The following is a 22,951-nucleotide window of genomic DNA, read 5'->3' as shown; positions in this document are numbered from 1 at the left end:
CGTCCTACGGCATCGTCTCAACCAGAACCCAGAACTTCCCCAAGGACAACGCCATGTCCCACGGCACCGTGTGGGTCTACATGGACCCCGCCCCAACCAACCCGTGCCAATACTTCATCGAAGAGCAATAGGACTGCCTGGTGTCGAGCCGGAATGACCGCCGCTGGGATAGTCCGGGTTGGAGTGAACTCCTCGTCCGTTGTCGACGCGCCAGGTGCTGTAATCGATCGGGTCGGTGTTCCAAGCGTGGAAATGGACGGGCTCGGTCGGAATGTACGAGGACTGGGCACGTGCCGGTACCCGGACGGAGCCCGCTGATCAGAACGCCGCCGGCGCTGACCATCGCGGCCGAGATGAGTAATTGGCACCGAGCGCGGACGGCCGTTGCTTGATGGGATCGGTCGTTGGTATCCCTTCAACCCGCCGAGCGCGCATCATCGGTCGCGCACACGCCGCGAACTCCCGAGGCGACGGGCAGGCGGCGGTGAGGATTCGCAGTGGGGACGTTGAAGGGCTTTCATGGACACAGCTTGAAAGCGTGCGTCGAGTGCATATGAGGGAGGTGCATCGATGGATGCGCGGGCGCTCCGGGACCGGATCCGTGGGCAGATTCGTGGCGCTGAATGGCGTCGGGTTCGTGCGGAGGTCATCGAGCCGCCGGAAGGGCGGCCCGACCAGTGGCGTTATGGCGCCCAGCTACGCGGGATCGTTACCGAGTTCCGCGGCACCGACGATACCCCCGCGCCGGGAAGTCTGCGGCCCGGCTCGGTCCGGGTGGCTGGGCCCGCTGGCGAGCTCGCCATCGGCGAGGACGTCTTTGTCGACCAGGTGTGGGGCGCGGTGACGCGGGCCCCGGAGGTGGCCGGCCCGTTCGTGGTCGACTATGACTATGGGCTGCTGCGGGTGGACGCGGTCGTCGATGCGGGTGATGGCCCCGAGGTGATTATGGGCAAGAGCCACCTCAGCAACCCGTTGCCGCCGCCGGTCCCCGCGGGGGCTAAGCACCTGACGAATCTCTTCCTGCCCTACCACGCCAACCCGGCCGAGGCTGAGCTCCTCCCGGTTAGCCGATCGGCCGGTCTACGCTCACACCCCCAGTCGGCCCGGCTGCCCCGCTGGTTGGAATCGCTGCGCAGCGGCAGCGGCCGGATCACCTGCCTTGGTGACAGTGTGACGGCAGGCTACTCGGCCTCCTCTCCGGCCACCGCCTATCCCGCGCTGCTCGGCCGGATGTTGGCCGCGCACGGGCTGTCGGCCACGGTCACGGCGGTTGCCGTCGGCGGGTCGACGTCGACCCAGTGGCTCGGCCTCGACGACCCAATGCCCGGAACCGATTGGGACCGGGTTACCACGAGCAAGCCCGACTTGGTCACGGTCGAGTTCGTCAACGACGCGCACCTGTCGATTCCCCAGATCGAACGCTCCTACCAGCTACTGCTACACCAGACTCACGCGCTGGGTGCAGACCTTCTGCTCGTGGAACCGCACTTCAGCCGTCCGGACTGGATGGGGGCGAGCACGATGGACCTGGTCGATGAGCGTCCCTACGTGGGATTCCTCCGGGAGTTCGCGCGGCGGCATGATGTCGCGCTCGCGTCGGTTTCGCCACGCTGGCAGGAGTTGTGGTCGCTGGGGATCCCGTACCTCACCATGCTGCGCAACGGCATCAACCACCCCGACGACCGGGGCCACGCGATCTTCGCCGAGGAGATCGCGGCCGGCCTGGGCGCCGCCCCGGCCGCCACCGGCAGCTAGGACTGGTGAATCCCTTCAAACCATCGGTGCCGAGGTCCCGACAACGGCCAACGAGTTTCGCGACGCCCTGCGGGACGGCTCCAGCCTCACCGGCGTGTGGGTGGACAACGGCAAGGTGGCGACCACCGTGAACGCCGACGCCTATGTGAGGCATCGCGTCGATGCTGCCACCGACCTCATAGCCGATCCTGCCCGAGCTCAAATACCGGCACTGGTCGCGGATCCCAGGGCCCCGCCCGAGCAAGGCGTTCCGCCGCTCGACGACGACGGTGAGCCGCGTTCCGCCGGCTCTGCACATGAGCCTTCTCTTGCTGGACGGGTTGCGAATGCTAACCGAGCAGGATCAAGCCTTGGCCATTTCTGAGACACTCCCGGACTTGAGGAGCCCGGTCGTCGTCCACAGGCCACGCACGGTGGCAGATCACGACCGGTAGTGCACCAGGGCGTGCTGGTCGCGTCCGTGGCAGGCGAGGGCGTTAGCCGCTACCGCATTCTTGTCATCGGATCTGGGTTCACCCCGTCCTCCGCTTCACGGAAAGCACGCAGCTGTTGACGACCTCGCGAGCTGAGCCTACATTACTGGAGCGCTCCAATCGCCTGCGTCACCTGATGGCATGAACATCCCGGACTCGTGAGGGGTCAGACCATGTCAGATCTTGAGTGTGTGCAGTCGCCTCTATCCGTGTCACGTCGCTCCGTCCTGCGGTACGGGGCCGCAGGTGGTCTCGTCGCGGCCTTCGCTGGGATGGACCCGCCGGGCATCTCTGCAGCTTCACCGCGAGAGGGTCTGAGCCTGGTTCACGGTGGCCGTTCGACGTACGCGGTGCTGGTGGCCAGCGACGAGCCAGCGATGGTACGGCGTGCCGCCCGTGAGCTGGCCGAGTACGCGCGCCGGGTCACCGGCGGGGCGTTCCCGCTCGTCGACGAGGACACGGCACACCCTGGCTTTCCCGACCTGTTGGTTGTCGGCGCCGGCAACTCGTACGCATCGCGCTTCGGCCCTGTCGACACGTCCCAGCTCGGCGACGACGGCTTCGCGGTGCGGACGGCCGGTAAGGACATCCTGATCACCGGCCCCGGGCAGCTCGGCACACTCCACGGCGCCTCCTGGTTCGTCGAGTCCCAGCTCGGCGTCCGGTGGTTCGCCGAGAACTCCGAGACCGTGCCGGAGACGGACACGGTCGAGATGGACCTCGACGACCTGAACCGCGACTATGTGCCGCGATTCAGGTTCCGCCAGCTCCACTACGGCGAGACGTTCAGCGGCGAGCATCGCCACCACCTGCGACTGAACGGCCGCCGTGACATGTACGACGTGAAGATGCCGGCGGACCTCAACGTATGGTCCGGGTACTGGCCGGAAGACCGGCCTACCTTCTTCCGCGACCTGGTGACAGACCGCTCTCTCATTCACAACGAGAACCTGCTGTTCATGAGCCCCGCCGCGCGGGAAGAGGCGACCGCGACGGTCATCCGGTTGATCAACGAGCGCATCGCACGTGGCGAGGACGCCTCCCTCGGCATCATCCAATGGGACAGCGCCACGTGGCAGGCCGACCCGGACAGCCAGGCGTTCAACGACGCGCACGGCGGGGCACAGGGGGCGGCCATGTTTGACTTCGTCAACGACCTGGCGCGACGGATCCGCCGGGTGATCCCGAACGCCCGACTGGAGACCGAGGCGTACTGGTGGTCGATCAAGCCGCCGGCGGGCATGACGATCGAGGACAACGTGGTGATCACGATGTGCCCGATCATCGCCAACCGCGGGAAGCCCATCATGGATGCGGCAAACCAGCAATGGGGCGACTACCTGCTGGGCTGGTCGAAGATCTGCAAGAACATCGTGCTGTGGGACTACCAGACGATGTTCTCCAGCTACCTGATGCCGTTCCCGCAGTGGTTCGACGGGTTCGAAACGATTCGCCAGGTGGCTCGTATCCCGCAGGTGCAGGGCCTGTTTATCCAAGGTGTCTGGAACACGCGGGGCGGGGACATGTCCGCCATGCGCACCTGGGTGCACTCGCGGCTCGCCTGGAATCCAACCCTGGACGTCCGGGCGACCGTGCAGGAGTTCCTCAAGGGCTACTACGGCGCCGCCGCGCCGCACATCGAGGCCTACCTGCAGACGCTGTGGGAGTCCAAGGAGGCGAACGGCGCACTGACCGAGGCTTCCAATTTCATGTCGCCGATCTACAGGCTTGATGTCGTGCGTGCGGCCGACGGCCACCTCGCGGCAGCTGAGGCGGCGGTACGCAAGGACCCCGAGTTGGTCGACCGGGTCGCTATCGCACGATTCAACCTCGACCACGTGATCTTCATGCGAGCTCAGTCCTACATCCAAGACCTTCAGCGCGCAGGACAGACCTGGGACATGGACCTGGTGAACCGCAAGGAGCGGGACAAACGAGTACTCTCGCTGTCGGGCATCAGCCGTGTCAACGAGGGCGGCGGCGATGTTGGGAAAGTCGTCGACGGATACAACGTGGATCCGCTCCCTCCAAGCGACGTCCCACCTGGCGAAGTCCCCCCGCCGGACTCGGTGAGCAGTCTGCCTGCCGATGAATGGGTCGACTACCAGGAAGAGGTGATCCGCATCGCTGCTCCCTGGATGACCACATTGGTGATTGACGAAATGGCGTCCGATCATCGAGCGCTGCGGATGGATCCCCATGACTCGCAGTGGGGTGTGCAGTTCTGGTTCGATGCTCTACCGCAGGGGTCATCCTGGCGGCTCTTCGTGACCCTCAGAGCCGACACCGGATCGCTGGCCGCAGACGCGCCCGTCGTCAACACCGGGATCCACCCGCAGGGCGTCAGCATCACGAAGACAGCCGGCGAGCTGTCCAACGGCGAATATCACGAGATCGAGCTCCCCGGCACCTACACCCACAACCCCGAGCACGTGCTCTACGTCTGGAACCTCTCACAGGTGCCCGGGATCTGGGTCGACCGAGTCTTTGCGATCAAGGCCTGATCACGAGGCTCGAGCTTGGTGGCCCGAGGCCGTGGTCTCCGTGTCAACCCCTGACGCCTGTCCCGCCGCTTGCATTGATGCGCTCCACCACGATGGCTGCGCTCAGCCCTGCATCGGTCGCGGCGACATGGGCGTCTGCGAACTCGAGACGTCGCCGGACTGGCAAGCGTTGCCGCGAAGGCGCCCAGCCGATGCTCGGCTGGCTTCTTCCACTCCCTCAGCTCGATCGCTACCTCACCGAGAGCGGCCTTCAACTCCTCGATCCCGGTCCGCAACCTGTCCTCTGACGGAAACCGACCACAACCGCGGTCGTCAGCATCGGGCCGCAGATCGTGGGCAAGCGTGTTGACCGACACCAAAGGGAGGCGCCGAGGCCGTGTGCATCCTCCAAACCCACGGCGAGCATGGCCGGCTATACGGGCCGCGTATCAAGCCAGGCGACTTCACCCGAACGGAAACAACGTAAGGAGTAGGAGATGCATACGAAACCGCGCCGTGCGATAGCTGCGGCCTTGGTCGTCATGGCGGCGATGTGGGGGCTGGCGAACGCTCCTGCCGGCGCCTTCGCGGCCCCCTCCGAGCCCTCGCCGTCCGACGTGTCGTCCTACGCCCCGGAGGGCACGACGAATCTCGCCCCGGATGCCACAGTCACGACCTCGTCGAGCTATGAGATGCCGAGCGAGACGTGGGCCATGTCGTACCTGAATAACGAGGTGGCGGGCTCGGCGGACGGCTGGAGCACCAACCCGTACGAGAAGGTCCAGGATCCGGCGACGCCGGCGTGGGTTCAGTATGACCTCGGAGCCTCGCACCACCTTGGCCGGGTTGTGGTGTTCCCGAGGGAGAAGAGCTTCCCGGCCGACTACCGGATCGAGGTGTCGTCCGACGGTGACGACTACCGGAGCGTCTACACGAGCACCGGTAACGCGGACGATCGCGCCGAGCCGGAAGTGATCGACCTGACCGATGTCGAGGGACGTTACCTGCGGTTGTACGTCACTTTGCGCAACGGAGCCCCGAGCGGGGACGGCTATCTGGTGCAGCTGTCCGAGCTGGCCGTCTTCGGCACTCTCGCCGAGGTGATCCTGTCGATCGACAAGCCCGCCCTGCTGCTGGAGACCGGCGCCGTCGAGCCTTTGTCCTATGACGCGCGGGCCCCGGGCGGGCTACCCGAGGTGGTCTGGTCCTCGTCCGATCCCGACGTGGCCCAGGTGGACGGGGACGGCACGGTGACCGCCGCCGCGCCGGGCGAGGCTGTGGTCACCTTGGCCGCCCCGGATCTCGGCGAGTCGACCTCGATCCCGGTCGAGGTGCGGGACCACGTGGAGCGCATGGGAGACAAGTTCGAGATCTCCGCGTTCTGGCCACCGACGCCCGATCACATCAACGACATCCAGTACAGCTATCTGGGCGACGCCGGTATCGACTCGGTCATGGCGAACGACCTGCACCCGACGAAGGAGATCAACCTGGAGATGGCGCGGCTGGCCCACAAGTACGGCCTGAACGTCACGATCAACGACAGCCGCTTCGGTTCCAACCTCCTCAACCTGACCGACGAGGAGATCCGCGACCTCGTCTCCGAATACACCAACGTGCCAGGCGTGGGCGGGTTCTACATCCTGGACGAGCCGTTCGACCCGGACCCGTACGCGCGGGTGTTCAACGCCATCAAGGACGCCGCGCCCGAGTACGACGCCCACCTGAACTTCCTCCCCAGCTCGGTGTACGCATCGGAGGCGGAATACGCGCAGGTGATGCAGGGCTGGCTCGACCTCACCGGTGCCCGCGGCTACCTCATGTACGACCGTTATCCGTTCGGGACGGCGGACAACAGCCTGGACTACACGGGCTTCCTGACGAACATGAACACGGTGCGGAAGGTCGGGCTGGCCAACGGGGTCAAGACGGCGCAGTACCTGCAGGCCGTCGGAATCCCCGGTGGCTTCCGCCGGCCCAACGAGACAGAGGTCCGCTACGAGGCGAACATGGCCCTCGCGTACGGCTACAAGGGACTGTCGTACTTCACCTGGTTCACCCCCACGAACCGGAGCCAGACCTTCACCGACGCGATCATCACGGCCGACGGGCAGAAGACCGACCTGTTTGAGCCCGTCAAGCAGCTCAACAGCGAGATCCACGCGCTCGGCCCCACACTCATGCGGCTGGACGCCAAAGAGGTGTACCTCAACGGGCAGACCTTCGGGCAGCAGCCGGTGCCGGAGGACTTCTTTGTGCACTCGCTGTCGGACGAGAACCTGACCTTCTCCTACCTCCGCGACCGCGAGAACGGCCGCAACTACCTGATGGTGGTCAACAACAGCTTCACGCAGGAAAGGGACGTCTCGTTGCGCTTCGACGAGGCGATCGGGTCGCTCGAGGAGATCGACCGGCAGTCCGGCAGGCCCGTCGGCGTCGCCCTCGATGACGGTGTGCTCGACCGTCACCTGGACAAGGGCGAGGGTGTCCTGTATGCGCTGCCTGACGGCTACGACTACGAGAACGCCCCGGTGTGGAACGCGTCGAACGAGTACCAGGCCGGCGACCGAGTCAGCCATCTGGGCAAGGTCTACCTCGCAGCGTGGTACAGCAAGAACAAGACGCCGGGCGACCCGTACGGTCCGTGGCAGGAACTCGGCATCACCGAGGACGGCGTCCCGGCCTGGACGGCATCGCGGATCTTCACCGCCGGCGACAGGGTCTCCTACCAGGGCGAGCTATACGATGCGAAGCGGAGGACCCGTAATCAGAAGCCGGGTGACCCCGATGGTCCGTGGCAGGTGGTGTTGCCGCACTACACGTTCGACGGCGATGTGCAGGGCTGGCAGGCGGGTCAGAACGTGGTCGGGATCGAACGGGTGACCTCGATCGCGAACGGCCCCGGGCACTGTTTCTCGGGTGCCTGCCTTCAGGCGGACACCGCCGCGGTACCGGCGACGACGGTGCGAAGTGTCTACGTCGAACCGGACGAGCCCCTCGACATGTCGGAGGCGTCGGCGTTCTCGCTGGCATTCAACTCCTGGGGTTCCGTCCCCGGCGCGACCGGCTACCAGCTGATCGTGACGCTGACCGGTGCCGATGGCACGACGTTGACCAAGACGTTCCCGACGTCTGCGGACTCCTGGACGACGCTCTCGCTGGACCTGACCGGTTGGGCAGGTGCTTCGGAGGTCAGCCGAATCGAGGTCGGGACCAGCGCGGTCGGCACCGAGTACTCCCCCTGGGACAGCATGTTCCAGATCGACAGCGTGACCTGGCGGTAGCCCGACATCATGAGCGCCGGATGCCGACGAGCCTGTTGTCGACACCGTTGACTCAGTGCCACAACGGCATCGGGGGCGCGGCCACAGGGCCGCGCCTCCGGCTCCTTGATCGGGTACGACAACTTACTCGTCTCTAGCTGCCACAAATGTGGAGAAGGCAGCCATGCTACCGGGCGTCAAGGCTGCAGAAGGTTCGGCAGCCCGCCCGTCGGCGATCCGCACCCGGTCCCGTAGTCCATCCAGCACCCGTTGGGTGATGCCGTGTTTCTCCCAGCAGGCCAGGTACCGGTAGACCGTTGGCCAAGGCGGGAAGTCCACCGGCAACGCCCGCCACTTGCCGCCGTTGTCGACCACATAGAAGATCGCATCCACGATGTCGCGCCGACACCATTCCTCCGGCCGCCCATCACCATGCAGCGACACCGGATCCGGCAGCAGCGGATCAATAACCGACCACTGCCCATCGGTCATATCGCGGGGATACCGGCGCACCCGTGACCGGGACCGCCTATGAAACAACGCCAGCCGGCAACAGCCCGACCCAACCCCAGCATCCCCTGCTGACTTCTGCGACCCGACCCGGCAAACTAACACCAGACCTCCTGGCAGACGGTTGCTTCGACAACGAACCGATCTACCAGGAGGTCCTCACGTCCAGACGCAGAACACGCCGTACCACGATCACGTTCTGAAACAGGCTCTTTAGGCCTTTCATCACAGGTGTGCTGCCGGCGTGCGTCAAAGCGCAGGGCGCGCGGACTGAAGTGCAGCCGGACTGCTCTGTACCGATGCGTGCGACCGATCCGTTGGGGCGGCGGTCATCGCGCCGGAGTTCGCCTAGGTGAACCTTTCTGGACATGTGATCATGACCGTGTCAGCTTGCAAGTCATGATCGCCCACAACACAAGCAGTGCAGTGACCCGACGCTGGTTCCTGACAGTCTCAGCGACGGCCGCCGCCTCAACCGCTGCTCACGCTGCCACCGCCGCTCCAGCCTCGGCAGCGCCGACGCCGACCCACGGCTTGCTCATCGACATGCGGGAGTACGGCGCCATCGGCGATGGCATCGCCGATGACACCGAGGTCTTAAATGCCGCGCTGGACGAGGTGGAGCGCAACGGCGGCGGCACGATCTATTTCCCGCCAGGCACTTATCCGGTCGGCAACAGCGCACGGCCGCGCCTGCGGGACAACCTGACAATCATCGGCAAGAAGGCCACCTTGCTTAAGGCTGGCCCGAACGGCGCGTTGTTCGTAGCGCTCTCGCGCGGTCGAGCCGGGTACGGCACGGGCGTACGCAACGTCCGGATCAACGGGCTGCGGTTCCTCGGCTCCTATCCCAACACTCGCCTGGTGTGCCCGTTCGCACTGCACCACGCGAGCAACGTCGTTGTGGAGAACTGCACCTTCGAGCAGGTCCAGGGTTCCCGCCACAGCTTCGACCTCAACGCTTGCGAGGACATCGTCATCCGGGACAGTACGTTCCTCGGCTTCTATGACAATGAGGGCTTTCAGAACGGCGAATGCATCCAGGTCGACTACAGCTACAACGGCGCGCTCTCGTACAACGACGCGCCCGGCTCGCACAGCGGCCTGATGAGTCGTCGGATCACGGTAGAGAACTGTCGGTTCCTTCCGATCCGGGTCGACGGCGTGGACTATCCGTGCCCCAACCCGTTCGGCGCGCACGGCCTCAAGGAGGGCGCCCGATTCACCGACCTGACGTTCCGGGGCAACCTCGTGGTCGACCCGATCCACGGGCCGGCGATTAGCGACGAACCGAACGTCGGCCACGATCGCGGACTCATCCACCTGCCGACCTCGGCGCATGTCGTGATCGAGGGCAACCGGTTCGTCCAGACGAAGCCCGGCATGCTGCGCGTGATCTCTTTCAGCGCCGCGTCCTACGTGATCACCACGGAGTCCGATCCCAACGTCTTCCCGCCGATCAAGGAGACGCTCGAGCACCCGGTCAACTGTCACGACCTGACGATCCGCAACAATGCATTCGAGGGTTTTCGGGCGACCGATCCGAACGTACCTGCCCAGCAAGTGATCTTCCTGCGCGGACTGCCCAACGGCGGCGAGCTGCGCGACGTCGAGATCCGCGGCAACAAGTTCTTCGGCCTTGCCAACCCCGACGTGCCCGGCGCGGCGGCGATCGAGGCGAAGTACGTCGACGGTCTAGTAGTTGCCGACAACAAGTTCGAGAGCAGCGGCCCGCTCTTAAGCGTCGACGAGCACTCCCGCAACATCACGGTCGAGTCAACCGTCGCTACTGGTGTCACCGGATCGGCGGCGGCGATCAACGTGCCCGCTAACGACTACGAAATCACCCACAACATGCTTCGCGGCGGCACGCCGCGTCCGGAGGTCGGTATCTCGATCGGCATCGGCAGCCCTGGCATCGTCGCCCAAAACACCATCACCGGCTTCGCCGACCCGATCCAGACACCTGAGGTCCTCCCGGACGGAGTCGTCGTCCAAGAGCGCCCGTGAATCCGGCGACACAGGGCTGGCAATGGCGGCGACCCGGAGGTGTGGAGGCGGGCCGCCTCCGCCGCCGGCTGAGCTTGGTCGGACGTCCGCGGTACGGTGCCAGGGCCACCTGAAGAGCTCGCCGCGCCGTGCCGCGAGCCGCTGGAGGGGTCGGGGAGTCGGGTCCCCGGCCCTCCCCCACCGGAGTAGCCGGCGCGCTTAGCCGCACACCCTCGGGCACAGACGAATGTGCGTCGGTTGGCTTGCACGGCGCAGACCGGGCTCAGCTCGCGCAGCCGTGAACGTCGCTGGTTGCCGAGGCGACGACGACGTCGGTGTCGCCACCCGCTGCGGTCAGGTGCAGGCCATTGACGGTGAGTCCGTGGTCAGCCTTCGCAAGGGGCTTCTGCTCACCGGAAGAAGTACTGCCGATCGGCCTGCCAGCGAGGCTTCTATCTATCCGAGCTCATCGCTGTAGGCGTTCCACGCCATGGCGGAAGATGTCAAGCGGTCTGAGACAAGTCTTGTCACGCTGTCTGTATGAGGGGCTCCGGTGATGGTTGGTTGATTCAGGCTGCGTCGGGCAGTTTCGGTGCCTGGGGTCGGCAGTTGCCGAACCGTTCGGGGTGAGCGGTGTGGGCGACGTCCAGGGTCTGCTGCTGTTGGGCGCGGACCTCGGCGGGCGTGTGCACCGACGCGGGCGTGTGCAGCGCCGATCCCGGAATGCATGTGCTCGTGGTTGTAGTAGCCGAAGAACGCCTCGCAGAACGCCCGCGCGTCGGCGATGGATCCGAACGCCTCGGGGAAAATCGGGGCGTACTTCAGAATCTTGAACGCGGCCTCGCTGAACGGGTTGTCGTTGCTCACCCTCGGCCGGGAGTGGGACCGGTCCACGCCCAGGTCGAGCAGGAGCTGCGCGACGGGTTTGGAGGTCATCGAGGTGCCGCGGTCGGTGTGAACGGCCTCGGGGATGCCGTGGACGCCCATCGCCTCCTCGAGCATGGTCTTGGCGATCTCGGAGTCCTCGGTCGTCTGGACGGTCCGCGCGAGGGACGTAGCGGGAGAAGATGTCGAGCACGACGTAGAGCTGGAACCAGCCGCCGCGTCCGGGGCCGCGGAGCTTGGTGATGTCCCAGCTCCAGATCTGCCCGGGGCCAGTGGCGAGCAGTTCGGGCTTCTTCTTCGGAGGGTGGACCGCTTGCCGGCGGCGCTCGCCGGCGACGCCATGGTGCGCAGCAGGCGGTGCATGGTGGACATCGAGCACAGGTAGGTGCCCTCGTCCAGCAGCGTGGCCCAGGTCTGCGCCACGGACTTGTCGCAGAACCGCTCGCTGGTCAGAACCGCCAGCACCTCGGCTTGCTCGGCCTCGGTCAGGGCGTTGGGCGGCGTCGGCCGGGTCGGCTTCGGGACCGGGCAATGAACCCGGAACTGCTTGGCGCGGTAGTGTCTGCCCTCGAGGCCGGCCCAGCAGGGCGCAGGCCTTCTTGACCGAGGTCAGCTCGGCGAGGCCGTCGACGGCAGGATTGATCACCGCTGCGACCTCTTCGGCAGCTCCGTGCTCTCAGAGAGAGCGTGTCCAAGAGCGCGTGTGCCTTTCCCACCAGATCCAACGCAGCCTTCGTCTTCGCGAGCTCGCCCTCGGCCTGCTCCGCACGACCCCGCAACTGCTCGATCTCCCGGTCGCGACGGTCCTTGGCTTTCGGTCCCAGGCGTTCGGATCCATCGCCGACGCGCTGGCGTTCTGCGAGGCGTTCTTCGGCTACTACAGCGCGGTGGTGACGCCCGCCTGGGCGGCCTTGCGCCACTCGGTGATGTGGGAGGAGTACGGGCCCTCCCGACGCAGGATCGCGCCGCGCTCGCCGTGGTCGGCAGCGTCGTACTCAGCCAGAATCTTCGCCATGTACTCGGCGGTGAACGTGCGTCGCTTGGGTCGATCAGCTCTGGAGGTCACGCCCCCATCATCGATCCCGGCAGTATCGGCCAACGTCATGGTCATCAGGTGTCTCGCTTCTCGCCCCGCGCAGAGGGAAGGAACCCATAAGTGGCGTCTCACCTCAGCCTGACGCACAGCGGACCGGCGAGCTCGTCGTCGCATTCCAGATTCAAGAAGCCTTCAAGCGCGCGCTCGCCACCACAGAAGCGTACTTCGTCCCGCCGGACTTCGCTGCTTGCCAACTGACCCCAGTGCGACGCAACGACCTACACCACTCGGCGACGATGAGCACCTGGTCGACGACCTCCGGAGCGCGGAAGTGCAGGTCGCGAGCGAGTTGCCTGCCTCTACGGATCTGTGAGTGTCTGGGGTGGCGGTTCTGGGTGGACTGCCACCAGGATCGGTGCCGGTGCTGTCGGATGACCCGCTACGGATATGGCCGCGGCTGTGCGTGCCTTTCTTCTGACCTGTCTTCGACGAGTGCCGTCACCGGCCTGGCCCACCTTGTTGGCTTGATAAGAAGCCTGTCCACGCCATGGCGTGTGACTCCTCACAGGTGTGCCGCTTGGTGCCTCCACCCAGGCCGGTGCCGACCGTTGGCCCTATGCCTGGAAGGAGAAACAAGGACCTATGCCCATGTTGGCAGAGGTAATGGACGCCGTCGTCGGCGGCGACACGCACCGCGATACCCATGCTTTGGAACTAACCGCAGCGAGCGGCGTCACCATCGCCACATTGAGCATCGGCAACGACAACGCCGGTTACGCCGAGGCACTGGCCTGGATCGCTGAGAACGCGCCCGGGCCGCGGGTGGTCGTGGCGTTGGAAGGCACCCGAAGCTTCGGGATCGGGCTCGCGCGAGCGCTCGCAGCGGCAGGCCTGCCGGTGGTCCGGGGATATGGCCTGGTGAGGTGGCCGGCCTAGGACACTATCTAAGTTTCGGCCTGGACCTTATATGCAGATGGTTCTCGGTGTAGTTACTTGGCACTGGTAACCCCCTTCGTTGGAGGTCGACGACGATGTCTCGCCAAACAGCCCCTCACACCGCCGGTCGATACGCCGTCACGTTGTCCGCGGTGGTCGCGGTCGTGATCGGTCTGTTTCTCCCCATCACGTCGGCTGAGGCGGCGAGTTCTCCTCGCCAAAACGGCGACCTGTTGATCGTGAACCACAGTTTCGAGGACGGGCTCACCGGCTGGACGCCCAGCGACGGTCAGGGCGAGCCGCTCAAACCGGGCTGCAGCGACGTCGCCAGCACCGGCACGGCAGGGACGGTAGACGGTGCCATGGCCCTTCAATTGACGGGCCATCCACCGTGCGTCAACGTCGGCATGGTGAGCCGCCCGGTCGACGTCAACGCCGGCTGGGAGTACGCCGCATACGCCGATGTCTCCGCCCAGCTGACCAGTTCGCTGGCCATCCGCTGGCTGGATGTCGATGGCGCGGTGATCAGCCGCAGCGTCCTCGACCGTGATCGGCGCACCGATACGATGCGCGTCACCGGAACCGCACCGGCCGGCTCGACTACCGCCTCGGTAGAGGTTGGCGGCTTGGGGCGAGCGAGCTTTGACCGCGTGCTGTTCACTGCTCGAGCCACGGTGGTCGGCCCGCAGGTCAGCAAGCCGACGACCTACCTGTCCAGCACAGCCGGAGTCGACGAGAACGGAGATCCCGTCGTGTGGGGGGTCGGGTCGGGATCCGCGACCAGCCCGGCGGTGCTGGTCCAGGTCGATCCGTTGACCCAGGACACCGAGCGCGTCATCGAGCTGCCGAACGCCGAGGGCGGCTGGACCGTGAGACAGGCACCGGACGGCACCGTCTACGTCGGCACCTACCGCTCGGCGGCGCTGTGGTCCTACACGCCGGGCGACTCCACCGCGACCCGGATCGGGCCGCCCCCGTTCTCGGGCACCGACGTGTTGTACGCCATTTCCATCGACGAGAACAGCGTCGTGTACGGCGGCATTCACTCCGCCGACGGTGGGGGGATCTGGCGCTTCACCCCCGGTGAAGGATTCGGCATCATCGGCCCTCGTCCACTCTCACCGGGCGATGAATACACGCGATCCGGCGGGCACGACCCCGTCACCCGCTCCGTGATCTACGGCACAGGCACCGGGGCGAACATGATCGCCTGCTCGGTCGACGGTGCCGCCAGCTGCGTGGACCTGATCGGGCTCACCAGCCCTGAGGTACAGGCGGGCAACTGGACCTACGGGATGACCGTTGACAACGGCTACGCCTTCGCCTGGATCGGTCCAGGCAACAGCGCGGGCGAGGACTATCTGGTGATCTTCGAGCTCTCGCGCGCGTCCGACGGCACCATCCACGCCAGTGTGTTGGACGAAATCAAGGGCGTGGTCTACAACGGCGCGTCGCAGATCCACGACGGGAAGGTCTACTACAACAAGGCACCGAGCCCGGTCCAGATGTTCTCCTACGACCTCGCCACCGGCACGGAAACCCACATCGAGGCCGCCTCGCCGAGCATCTACGCCCGCAGCTGGGACTTCACTGACCTGCAGGACGAGGCCTGGCCGGGCAGGACCCTGGTCGGGATGTCGTCCAACGGTACGGTCCAGCTGTACAACCCGCAGACGGGTGAGTCCATGACGAAGCGTGCGACCAACCAGCCCGTGGTGTCGATCGGGATCAATTCGATCGTCGGCGGCCCGGATGGCCGGATCTGGTCCAGCGGGTACCTCGTCGGCGGCATTGGTGCCTACATGCCGATGCGTGGCGACCAGCACCAGACCTGGAGTGTGGGTGGCCAGGCCGAGGGGATGACCAGCCATGCCGGGCGGGTCTGGCAGGGCATCTATCCGAGCGGGACGATCCAGTCGCTGGATCCGACGGCCGCGACGCCGACCCCGACCGTCAACTGCACGATCGAGCCGCACCAGAGCCGTCCGTACGGCATGCTCGGTCACGGTGACCGGATCTACTGGGGCACGATGGCCGACTATGGCGAGACCGCCGGCGCGTTCGGCTACTACGACCTGAAGGCCAAGTCCTGTACGACGGTGCCCGGGGTGGGCGACCAGACGGTGGTCACCATCGCTGCGACGGGGTCGAAGGTCTATGCCGGCACCATGATCTACGGTGGGCTCAACTCCACACCGAAGGAGGAGCACGGCACGGTTCTGCGGTACGACGAAAGCACCGGCGAAGCCGAGCGTATCCCGCTGCCGGTCGAGGTCCGCTCGGTGAACGCGGCCGTCGCGTCGTCCGACGGAACGGTGTGGTTCTTCGCCGAGGGCTGGTTGCTCGGGCTCGACTCGTCCACCGACACCTGGACTCACCGGGAGTTGATCTTCCCGGACAAGGAGCCGCGAGAGGGGGCCCGGATCTCGGCGCATTACGCCCAGATGATCATCGTGGACGGCACCGTGTACGGCAATGCCGCGGGCCGGGTGTTCGGGTTCGACCCGGAGGCGATGCTGGCCGGTGATGGCGAGATCGAGGTCGTCTACGACGGCACCGGCGGTGGCCTCACCACCGACGAGTACGGCAACCTCTACACGATCTGGAACGCGACGTCACTGCTACGGCTGGTGGTGTGAGGGACCACCGACGCCGACGCCACCCGATCAACCGCCCGGCGTACCACTCATCGCCGAACACGTCCTGACCTCGACCCAGCAACAGTTCAAGTGCCTAAACCGGTCGCGGGCACTACGCCTGAACGACGTTCGAGGTCGGCTTCCCAGGTGACGTGCCCAATCCACTTCGGGCCGCCGAAACGTCGCCGGAAGCCGAATCGGAAGGCGCCCCGCACCCCCCAGTGCGCGGTGCTCGCAGATCGCACCGGCGACTACTATGGAGGATGCCGTCAGCATGCTGGACGCCCGGTGTCTGGCTCCAGCGATGCTGTGGTGCTCGTTTGAGCGTGGCTGCCCGCCGTTGTGCGACTGGCCGCCGTTCTAGCCTGCTGCGCGAAGTGCGCGGCGATGTCAGCCGTGGTCAGCCCACCCAGTGCTCCTGAACTAATGCACCAGATCCGGGTTCTAATACCCAGCCACCCGAGGGGGTAGTTTCCACACTCTTCGGAAGGATCTTGATGACAGACGGTAAGCGGGAGCGCAAGCCCAGGAAGCGGCTTGCTGCGAGTGAGAAGTACGAGATTTCGTGCAGGTGCTCACCGGACAGTCCACGCAACGGGAGGCGGCGGCCAAGTTCGGGGTGGACCGATCGACTGTGGTCCACATCTGCAGAACGGCGAAGGACGGTGCGTTGGCTGCGCTGGCGGCCAGTGTGCCGGGCAAGCCGGGCCGGTCGCCCGAGCAGGCCGAGCTCGAGGACGCTAAGGCCGAGATCGAGCGGCTGCGGGCCACGGTGACCGAGCAGGCGGTCACGCTGCATCTGCACCAGGGAAAATCGCCTTGGGACTCGTAGCCGGCCCGGTCCCGCCGCGCGTGCACGCCGATGTGAGAGCCGGATTGCTCGGTTTGGTCGGGGCCGCCACCTGCCGTGGCTGGTCGGCCAGGGGGGCAGCCGCGGTCCTCAGGCTCGACCATGCGCGGGTGCTGCGCTGGCAGGCCCGAGCCACAGCCGGTCGGCTCGAGGACGCCAAGCCCGGACTCGAGGTGCCGCTGCACGCGCTGCTGGACTCCGAACGCGACGCGATCGTCAAACTCGCCGAAGGCTGGGGCGAGATCGACCTGTCGCACCGCAAGCTGGCCCACCGAGGCTTCAGACTCGACCTGGTGCACGCGTCGGAGTCCACTGTGCTGCGCGTGCTAACGGCGGCAGGCATGCACCTGCCCGGCCCGCCCAAGCGTGCAACGCAGCGCCACGACGTGGACGTCTGGGTGATCCGTGCGCCGGATCCAAACCCTTCCTGCGCTGCTGCGCCGCTCGCTGGCCTCCGCGAGCAGGTTCGCCCAGTCCCGTCCGAGGAGACTTGGTAGGGCGTCGATCGCTGCCAAGGCAGAGTCGCCACCCCAGTAGCGCAAGTACCGGTCAAACCCACCTGAGTTGACCTCTTGGCGTAGATCGCAGACCGCCAGGAGCCCTCGTTGCGCATCGTTCAGCGACAACCCTTCGCGTTCTCCGAGTTCACGGTAGATGTCCCAAACGTCCAACTCAGCCATGTCAGGAAGCGTAGACGGCCCTCATGCCCTGTCATGGGCATGACCGCGCGATCAGCGGCAGATGAGGACGTTGCAACGTCCTGAACCGGATGCCCGGCCATAGGCTTAGGCGCGTGGCAGATGCGATCGTTCGCGCCAAGGCGCTCCGTTGGATCTCAGACGATCAGCCGGGTGTAATCGAGGTCAGCATCGTGGACTCGGACGGGCGGGAACATCGCATCATCGAGAAGGTCCCGGTGCTCACGAGCCGCGAGTTCACGTCGGCATCGGCGTTCCCCGCGGACCTCTGGATCAGGGCAGACACGGGAACCATCGAGGGCGAGCGCGTCCAGGTCTTCTTCGCGTATTCCGTGGAGACGACCGAAGGTCTCATCGGGCTCGCCGTCGCGACCGCAGACGTCAAGTGGCTCTGACTCCCGTCGCATGTGCGCCATCGCACGCTCATCGGCATGACCGAGGCGCGGATCGCGGCATGAGAGTGCGTTTCTCGCGTAGCCTCACGCGGCGACTTGGACCAAGGGCTATCCGTTCCAGGAACCTCTCATTGACCTGCGAGAAGACGCTGAGCAGGCAGATAGTCTCGCGGCTGAACTGCGACGAGAGGTCGCGCCGGGGCATGCCCTTGATGGGAAGGCATGGCGCGTCATCGCACGGGCTCTGCCGAACGACGACATCGTTGTCGAGTGCGGCGACGAGGTTGCCGTTGTCCATCTCACTTGGACACAAAAGCAAGACCGGCCGCCATGGCCGATGACCACATTCATCGCATCAGTCGAAGAGTTCGAGTCATACGTGGAGTCCGAGTACGACTGGGAGCCCTGACGCACGCTCATCGGCATGTCCGTGCGTTCACAGCGTTCCCCCGACGGCCGGCGGATGTCCGGTCAGGGATGCCCGTGCGTACGCCGACGCAAAGCCCCGGCGTCCACCAAACTGGACGCACAAACGCGGTTCAGGGCGCCGTCCATACTTACAAACACCCCCAAATAGGCGCCTGATAGCAGTCGAAGGTCCCCATCTCGCAGACCATCTCCACGGCGACAGTTAGCGAAGCGCGTTCAGCTCGTCGAGGGCGCGATGGCCGCGCTTGACCAACCCTGGAACGACATCGTGGCGCCCATGACGGATGGGAACTCGAGGCTCACGAGGATCTTTGTCACTGCGAGCACCGCCGCCCCCTCGCAGCCGACAAGGTCGAGGATGCTCGTCCACAGCCGCCTTCGGACACCGTCCAGCGGATCCTCGAAGGTGTACCACTAGAGGGTGGTGAGATCAGTCGCCCGCGTGCCGCTACCTGCGTTCCCGACATCCACGACCGCCACCACCGCTCCGTCACGTACCAGGACATTGCTGGGGTTGAGATCGGCATGGACCATGTCAGGTGCTTCTCGTGGTGGTGGGACGTCGACACACACGAGCCGCAGGCGCTCGACCAAGGCCGACACCAACGAGGAATACCCCGAAAGCCCGGCGACAGCCCTCGACAAACTCGGCGCTAAGTCTTGACCGTATTCTTGACCGGTGGCGAGCCGCCAGGCGTACGACCAGTGGTCGTAGGGCTCGGAGGCTTGGCCAGCCTGGAGTTCGGTGATCTCCATCAGTTGCTCAACGAGGGATGGGGTCAGCTCTGGCGCGGGAGCCGCGTCAACGAAGTCCATCAGATGCCATACATGAGTGGCTGTGGCCCCCACTCCGAGGCAGGCCGGGGTGGGATAGCCGCGCCTACGCATGTGCTCGACCACTCTCTGCGCTCGCAACGCCTCGTCCAGCTGGTTGGGGCGTGCCCGGGGCCATGCTTTGAGCACTGCATGTGCCCTTCCGGCCAACTGGACGCGCATGGCACCCACATCGAAGCCTCCGGGTAGGCGACTGAAAAGAGTGACCTCTGCCCCGACCACGCTGGCCACGTCGTCCAGGACCTCGGCCGGCAGCTCTTCGGGATGGGGCGCAGCGTGATCTGGCAATGCCTCGTCATCGGACATGCTGGCAGTCAAGCGGCAAGAATTTCACCAGCGCAACCGAGATTCCACAGTTTCCTTAGTGAGCACCTGCCACCCTGTTGACCTGCTGACACTCTCGCGACCAGCGCCCGCAAAGGAACCTCGCGCGTACGGATAGGGATCGGCGAACGTACGATAGTCGGGTGCTGGCACAATCGAAGCCCGTGGCAGCCACGCACACGCACGCCGTACGAGACCCCGCTCTTGTCCCGGAACTCCTTGTCCGCTCTCTTGATGAAAGTCTGGACTTCTGGCGCCGGCTTTGCGGGTTCGCAGTGCTGTACGACCGTCCGACGAAGGGTTTGCCTACATCGCCCTAGGCATGGCACACGTGATGCTTGAACAGGAGGGCGTCGGCCGCAACTGGGTCACCGCACCGTTTGACCGACCTCTTGGACGTGGCGTCAACCTCCAGGTGGCCGTCCCCTCGATCGAACCGCTAGTGGAGACTCTGCGCGAGGCTGACTGGCCCCTGTTCATGGAGCCGGAGGTGAAGTGGTATCGGACTGGCCAGACCGAGGTAGGCGTTGTGCAGTTTCTCGTCCAGGACCCGGACGGGTACCTGATCCGGTTCCAGACGTCAGCCGGCCGGAGGGCTCTCGATCAGAGCGCGTGGCGCGTCCGGTCAGGGATCCCCTGCGTACACCCGCGTTGCTTTCCGCGAGCGCCAGGTAGTTCGTCGTGGACGCCCTAGGCACGGACGGTTGTGGTTCCCCCTGCGGACATTGGCCAGGTGGCCGCTGACGGGGACACGAGACTGGGCCAGACGGTTGCGGGACGTTCTGGCCCGCCCGCTCGGCAGGCATTGGCTCCAGGGCACCGCCCAGGCGATCGGCGTAGAAACTCGGGACCTCGTGCGCAGCCCTGAGCTCGTCGATCCTGCCAGGTCGGGCACGCGGAGGGCGCCGGTTCGATCGACCGCCATGCTCCGGCGAGCGCGTCTGGTGTACGGCATCGGTCGCTGAAGCTCTGGTCAGCGGGTTGCCGGCCTGGGTTGCTGGTAGCTGCATGGCTCAGCTCGGCTGCCGTAGAGGTTCCAGTTCTAGCGGTAGCCGGCGGCCTGCAAGTCGAAGAGGTGCGCGTATCGGCCACCAACCTTGAGGAGTTCTTCGTGTGTGCCGGCTTCGGTGATCTGGCCGTCCTGCATGACCAGAATCCGGTCGGCGATGCGGACTGTGGAGAACCTGTGGGAGATGACGATTCCGATCCGGCCGCGGAGGTTTTCCCGGAGCTGGGTGAACACGCCGGCCTCTGCTTCCGGGTCGAGGGCGCTGGTGGGTTCGTCCAGGACCCACACGTCTGCGTCTCGGTACATCAGGCGAGCCAGCGCGAGTCGTTGCCATTGACCACCTGAGATGTCCTGGCTCCACTCGTATCCCTTACCCACGGTCGAGTCCAATCCCATGGGAAGGTCTTGGACGAAGTCTGCTCTTGCAGCGCGCAACGCCGCCCACAACTCGGCATCGGTCGCCTCGCGTTCGACCCGACCGAGTTGAAGGTTCTCGCGCACGGTCAGGGTGTATTTGCCGAAGTCTTGGAACAAGACGCCGAAGCGTGACCGAAGCTCGTTGGGGTCGACGTCACGGACGTCCACGCCCCCCACGAGGACCTGTCCTTCTTGTGGGTCGTAGTGGCGAACAAGAAGCCTGATCAAAGTCGTCTTTCCCGCTCCGTTGTCTCCCACCAAGGCGACCATCTCGCCCGGAGCAATCTCCAGGTCGACGCCACGTAGCGCCGGTCGGGTAGCCCCCGGATAGGTGAACGTTACGTTCTTCAACGCCAGTACGGGTTGGGTTGTAGGCGTCTGCCCGGATTCACCAGCGGGCACGGCCGTCGGCGGCAACGTAGCTGGATCGGGTCGTACGGGCAGGCGTTGGGGAAGGTCGAGGAAGTCGAAATAGTCGCGCAGGTACGGGGCGTGGCTCTGCAGGGCAACGACGGACCCGGATAGTGCGGAGACGACGCCGCCCACCGCGGTGAACGCGCCCAGCACCAGGAACAGATCGCCTGCCGTGAGCTGGCCGGCGAGCCCTTGCCGCGCGGCGAACCAGTAGGCCAGGGCGAACAGTGCGGCACTGATCGCACCGACGACCAACGCTTCTGCCTGTCCCTTGCGATACACCGCAGCCAGACTCGCCTCGTACCAACGTTGCAGTTCGATGTGGCGTGCTCTCATCCGATGCTGTGCACCTAGCCCCTGCAAATCCATGATGGCTGACTCGATGCTCATCAGGTGACGCCGGTACCACATCTCCCGGAAGTTCCTACTGTTGTTGAGGTCAGCCACGTACACGTTCCTGCCGACGCGAACCTGCGCGAAGGCCATCACCCCAACAGAGCCGGCGACCAGACCGAGTAAAGCAGGGTGGACCACGCTCATCACCCCGACCAATCCCACAAGCGCCACGAGCTGCCCGCAGAAGGTCACCATCTGACCGGTCATGGCAAATGGACGAGACATTGAAGTCTTACTCGCCCGAACCAACCGTTCGTGAAAGCCCGGATCATCCAGGTACGGAATGTCGATCGTCACGCTGCGACCGAGAAAGCGCTCTTCGGCCGCGTCGTAAACCCGAGTGCTGAAGATCTGCTGCTGATTGTTGACCACCACAGAAAGCACCCGCTGCACAATGGCCAACGCACAGATCACCAGGACCGTCGGCAGAATCGAAACCTGATCTCCCGAAGTTCCTTGCGCGACAAGGTTCACCAGGTGTCGTCCCGCCCACAAGATGGCAGGCATACAACCAGCCGACACCATCGCCGACAGCACCAGAACCAGCCATCCGACAGGCCCACTCTGCCAGGCCAAGCGCAGGGCTAGTCCGACCGCCTTCACCAGCGACACCTTCGGCTGAACATGAGCCCAAGCCGCGTAGTCCAGGCCTGAGTCTTGCCGGCCGTCGTTCGAATCGTCGTGCTGCCGTTCGTTCCTGGCAGCTGAGCTCATCCGCCGTCTCAGAAGCCGTAGGAGTCGCATGGGTGAAAACAGGCTCGACCTCCCGCCAACAAGACACACAGAAGCCGCTCCGCATGGACGTACAGGGCCCGACGGAACGTGGCGCCTCAGACGGCGGAGCGGCCGAGAACGTGCTGCCTAGCATACCGGGATTGGCCCCCATAGGCCACAGGATGCGCCTCTTGCCCATTAGACCCGAAGGCGTGTATCCCCCCTCTTACCCACCTCGCCAACACGATCTACGGCCATTCAAGGGCCGGTGAGCGAAGTTCGCCGTCGGCATGTGGCTTGCCCCGCTCGGTAGCCACCTGTTCTGGCGCTCGCACGGCGAGGTGAAGCTCAACCTGGCTCAGGCGCGTCCGGCTGGGGAGTCGGGTGGCCGGGGGGATTTTCACCCCCCGGCTCCCACAGATCCCGGCGTGAACCTCTCGGTTCACCGGGCTCTTGTCATCCTGATCACCAGATGCGGGGGGCCCAAGGAACCCATGCCCAG

Annotated in this window: 14 protein-coding genes and 1 pseudogene; 9 read left to right on the top strand and 6 right to left on the bottom strand. The window is 65.4% G+C overall.

Annotation, left to right across the window (positions count from 1 at the left end; translation table 11 throughout):
• Positions 1 to 570: 570 nt before the first annotated feature.
• The 3 genes from ABN034_RS33160 (at position 571) to ABN034_RS33150 (ending at position 7,995) form a co-directional block, all read left to right on the top strand.
• Positions 571 to 1,755, top strand: a complete 1,185-nt coding sequence (locus ABN034_RS33160) for an SGNH/GDSL hydrolase family protein (protein ID WP_349694910.1) — start codon at positions 571 to 573, stop codon at positions 1,753 to 1,755.
• A gap of 850 nt (positions 1,756 to 2,605) precedes the next feature.
• Positions 2,606 to 4,732 carry a DUF4838 domain-containing protein gene (locus ABN034_RS33155; RefSeq protein WP_349694909.1) on the top strand — a complete coding sequence of 709 codons (2,127 nt, stop codon included), beginning with the start codon at positions 2,606 to 2,608 and terminating at the stop codon, positions 4,730 to 4,732.
• Positions 4,733 to 5,208: 476 nt separating this feature from the next.
• On the top strand, positions 5,209 to 7,995 hold the full coding sequence (locus ABN034_RS33150; RefSeq protein ID WP_349694908.1) for a discoidin domain-containing protein: 2,787 nt from the start codon (positions 5,209 to 5,211) through the stop codon (positions 7,993 to 7,995).
• Between the two features lie 123 nt (positions 7,996 to 8,118).
• Here ABN034_RS33150 and ABN034_RS33145 read toward each other — a convergent pair whose 3' ends face one another.
• Complete coding sequence (locus tag ABN034_RS33145; protein WP_349694907.1) at positions 8,119 to 8,466, bottom strand: transposase; 348 nt, start codon at positions 8,464 to 8,466, stop codon at positions 8,119 to 8,121.
• 564 nt (positions 8,467 to 9,030) lie between these two features.
• On the opposite strand from ABN034_RS33145, the gene ABN034_RS33140 reads away from it, so the two are divergent.
• Positions 9,031 to 10,494: a glycosyl hydrolase family 28-related protein gene (locus ABN034_RS33140; protein WP_349694906.1), complete on the top strand. Its 1,464-nt coding sequence runs from the start codon at positions 9,031 to 9,033 to the stop codon at positions 10,492 to 10,494.
• A 435-nt stretch (positions 10,495 to 10,929) separates the two neighbouring features.
• Here ABN034_RS33140 and ABN034_RS33135 read toward each other — a convergent pair whose 3' ends face one another.
• Complete coding sequence (locus ABN034_RS33135) at positions 10,930 to 11,823, bottom strand: integrase core domain-containing protein (RefSeq protein WP_349694905.1); 894 nt, start codon at positions 11,821 to 11,823, stop codon at positions 10,930 to 10,932.
• 412 nt (positions 11,824 to 12,235) lie between these two features.
• On the bottom strand, positions 12,236 to 12,424 hold the full coding sequence (locus tag ABN034_RS33130; protein ID WP_349694904.1) for a hypothetical protein: 189 nt from the start codon (positions 12,422 to 12,424) through the stop codon (positions 12,236 to 12,238).
• A gap of 618 nt (positions 12,425 to 13,042) precedes the next feature.
• Here ABN034_RS33130 and ABN034_RS33125 point away from each other — a divergent pair.
• The 4 genes from ABN034_RS33125 to ABN034_RS33110 all read left to right on the top strand — a co-directional run bounded on the left by ABN034_RS33125 (position 13,043) and on the right by ABN034_RS33110 (position 17,316).
• On the top strand, positions 13,043 to 13,330 hold the full coding sequence (locus ABN034_RS33125; protein ID WP_349694903.1) for a hypothetical protein: 288 nt from the start codon (positions 13,043 to 13,045) through the stop codon (positions 13,328 to 13,330).
• Positions 13,331 to 13,425: 95 nt separating this feature from the next.
• Positions 13,426 to 15,969: an NHL repeat-containing protein gene (locus tag ABN034_RS33120; RefSeq protein WP_349694902.1), complete on the top strand. Its 2,544-nt coding sequence runs from the start codon at positions 13,426 to 13,428 to the stop codon at positions 15,967 to 15,969.
• 565 nt (positions 15,970 to 16,534) lie between these two features.
• Positions 16,535 to 16,801, top strand: coding sequence for a hypothetical protein (locus ABN034_RS33115; RefSeq protein ID WP_349694901.1), 267 nt, complete (start codon positions 16,535 to 16,537; stop codon positions 16,799 to 16,801).
• Between the two features lie 128 nt (positions 16,802 to 16,929).
• On the top strand, positions 16,930 to 17,316 hold the full coding sequence (locus ABN034_RS33110; RefSeq protein WP_349694900.1) for a hypothetical protein: 387 nt from the start codon (positions 16,930 to 16,932) through the stop codon (positions 17,314 to 17,316).
• A gap of 6 nt (positions 17,317 to 17,322) precedes the next feature.
• On the opposite strand, the pseudogene ABN034_RS34760 reads toward ABN034_RS33110, so the two are convergent.
• Positions 17,323 to 17,499 (bottom strand): annotated as a pseudogene (locus ABN034_RS34760) (DMP19 family protein); the annotation flags it as partial.
• 113 nt (positions 17,500 to 17,612) lie between these two features.
• Here ABN034_RS34760 and ABN034_RS33105 point away from each other — a divergent pair.
• The gene (locus ABN034_RS33105) at positions 17,613 to 17,912 is read left to right on the top strand and encodes a hypothetical protein (protein ID WP_349694899.1); all 300 of its coding nucleotides are present in this window, start codon (positions 17,613 to 17,615) and stop codon (positions 17,910 to 17,912) included.
• Positions 17,913 to 18,755: 843 nt separating this feature from the next.
• Here ABN034_RS33105 and ABN034_RS33100 read toward each other — a convergent pair.
• Positions 18,756 to 19,481, bottom strand: a complete 726-nt coding sequence (locus ABN034_RS33100; protein ID WP_349694898.1) for a phosphotransferase — start codon at positions 19,479 to 19,481, stop codon at positions 18,756 to 18,758.
• Between the two features lie 1,060 nt (positions 19,482 to 20,541).
• Positions 20,542 to 22,338: an ABC transporter ATP-binding protein gene (locus ABN034_RS33095; protein ID WP_349694897.1), complete on the bottom strand. Its 1,797-nt coding sequence runs from the start codon at positions 22,336 to 22,338 to the stop codon at positions 20,542 to 20,544.
• Positions 22,339 to 22,951: the final 613 nt, after the last annotated feature.

Source organism: Actinopolymorpha sp. B11F2 (genome assembly GCF_040195635.1).
Lineage (GTDB): Bacteria > Actinomycetota > Actinomycetes > Propionibacteriales > Actinopolymorphaceae > Thermasporomyces.
This window is presented reverse-complemented; position numbering and strand designations above follow the sequence as displayed.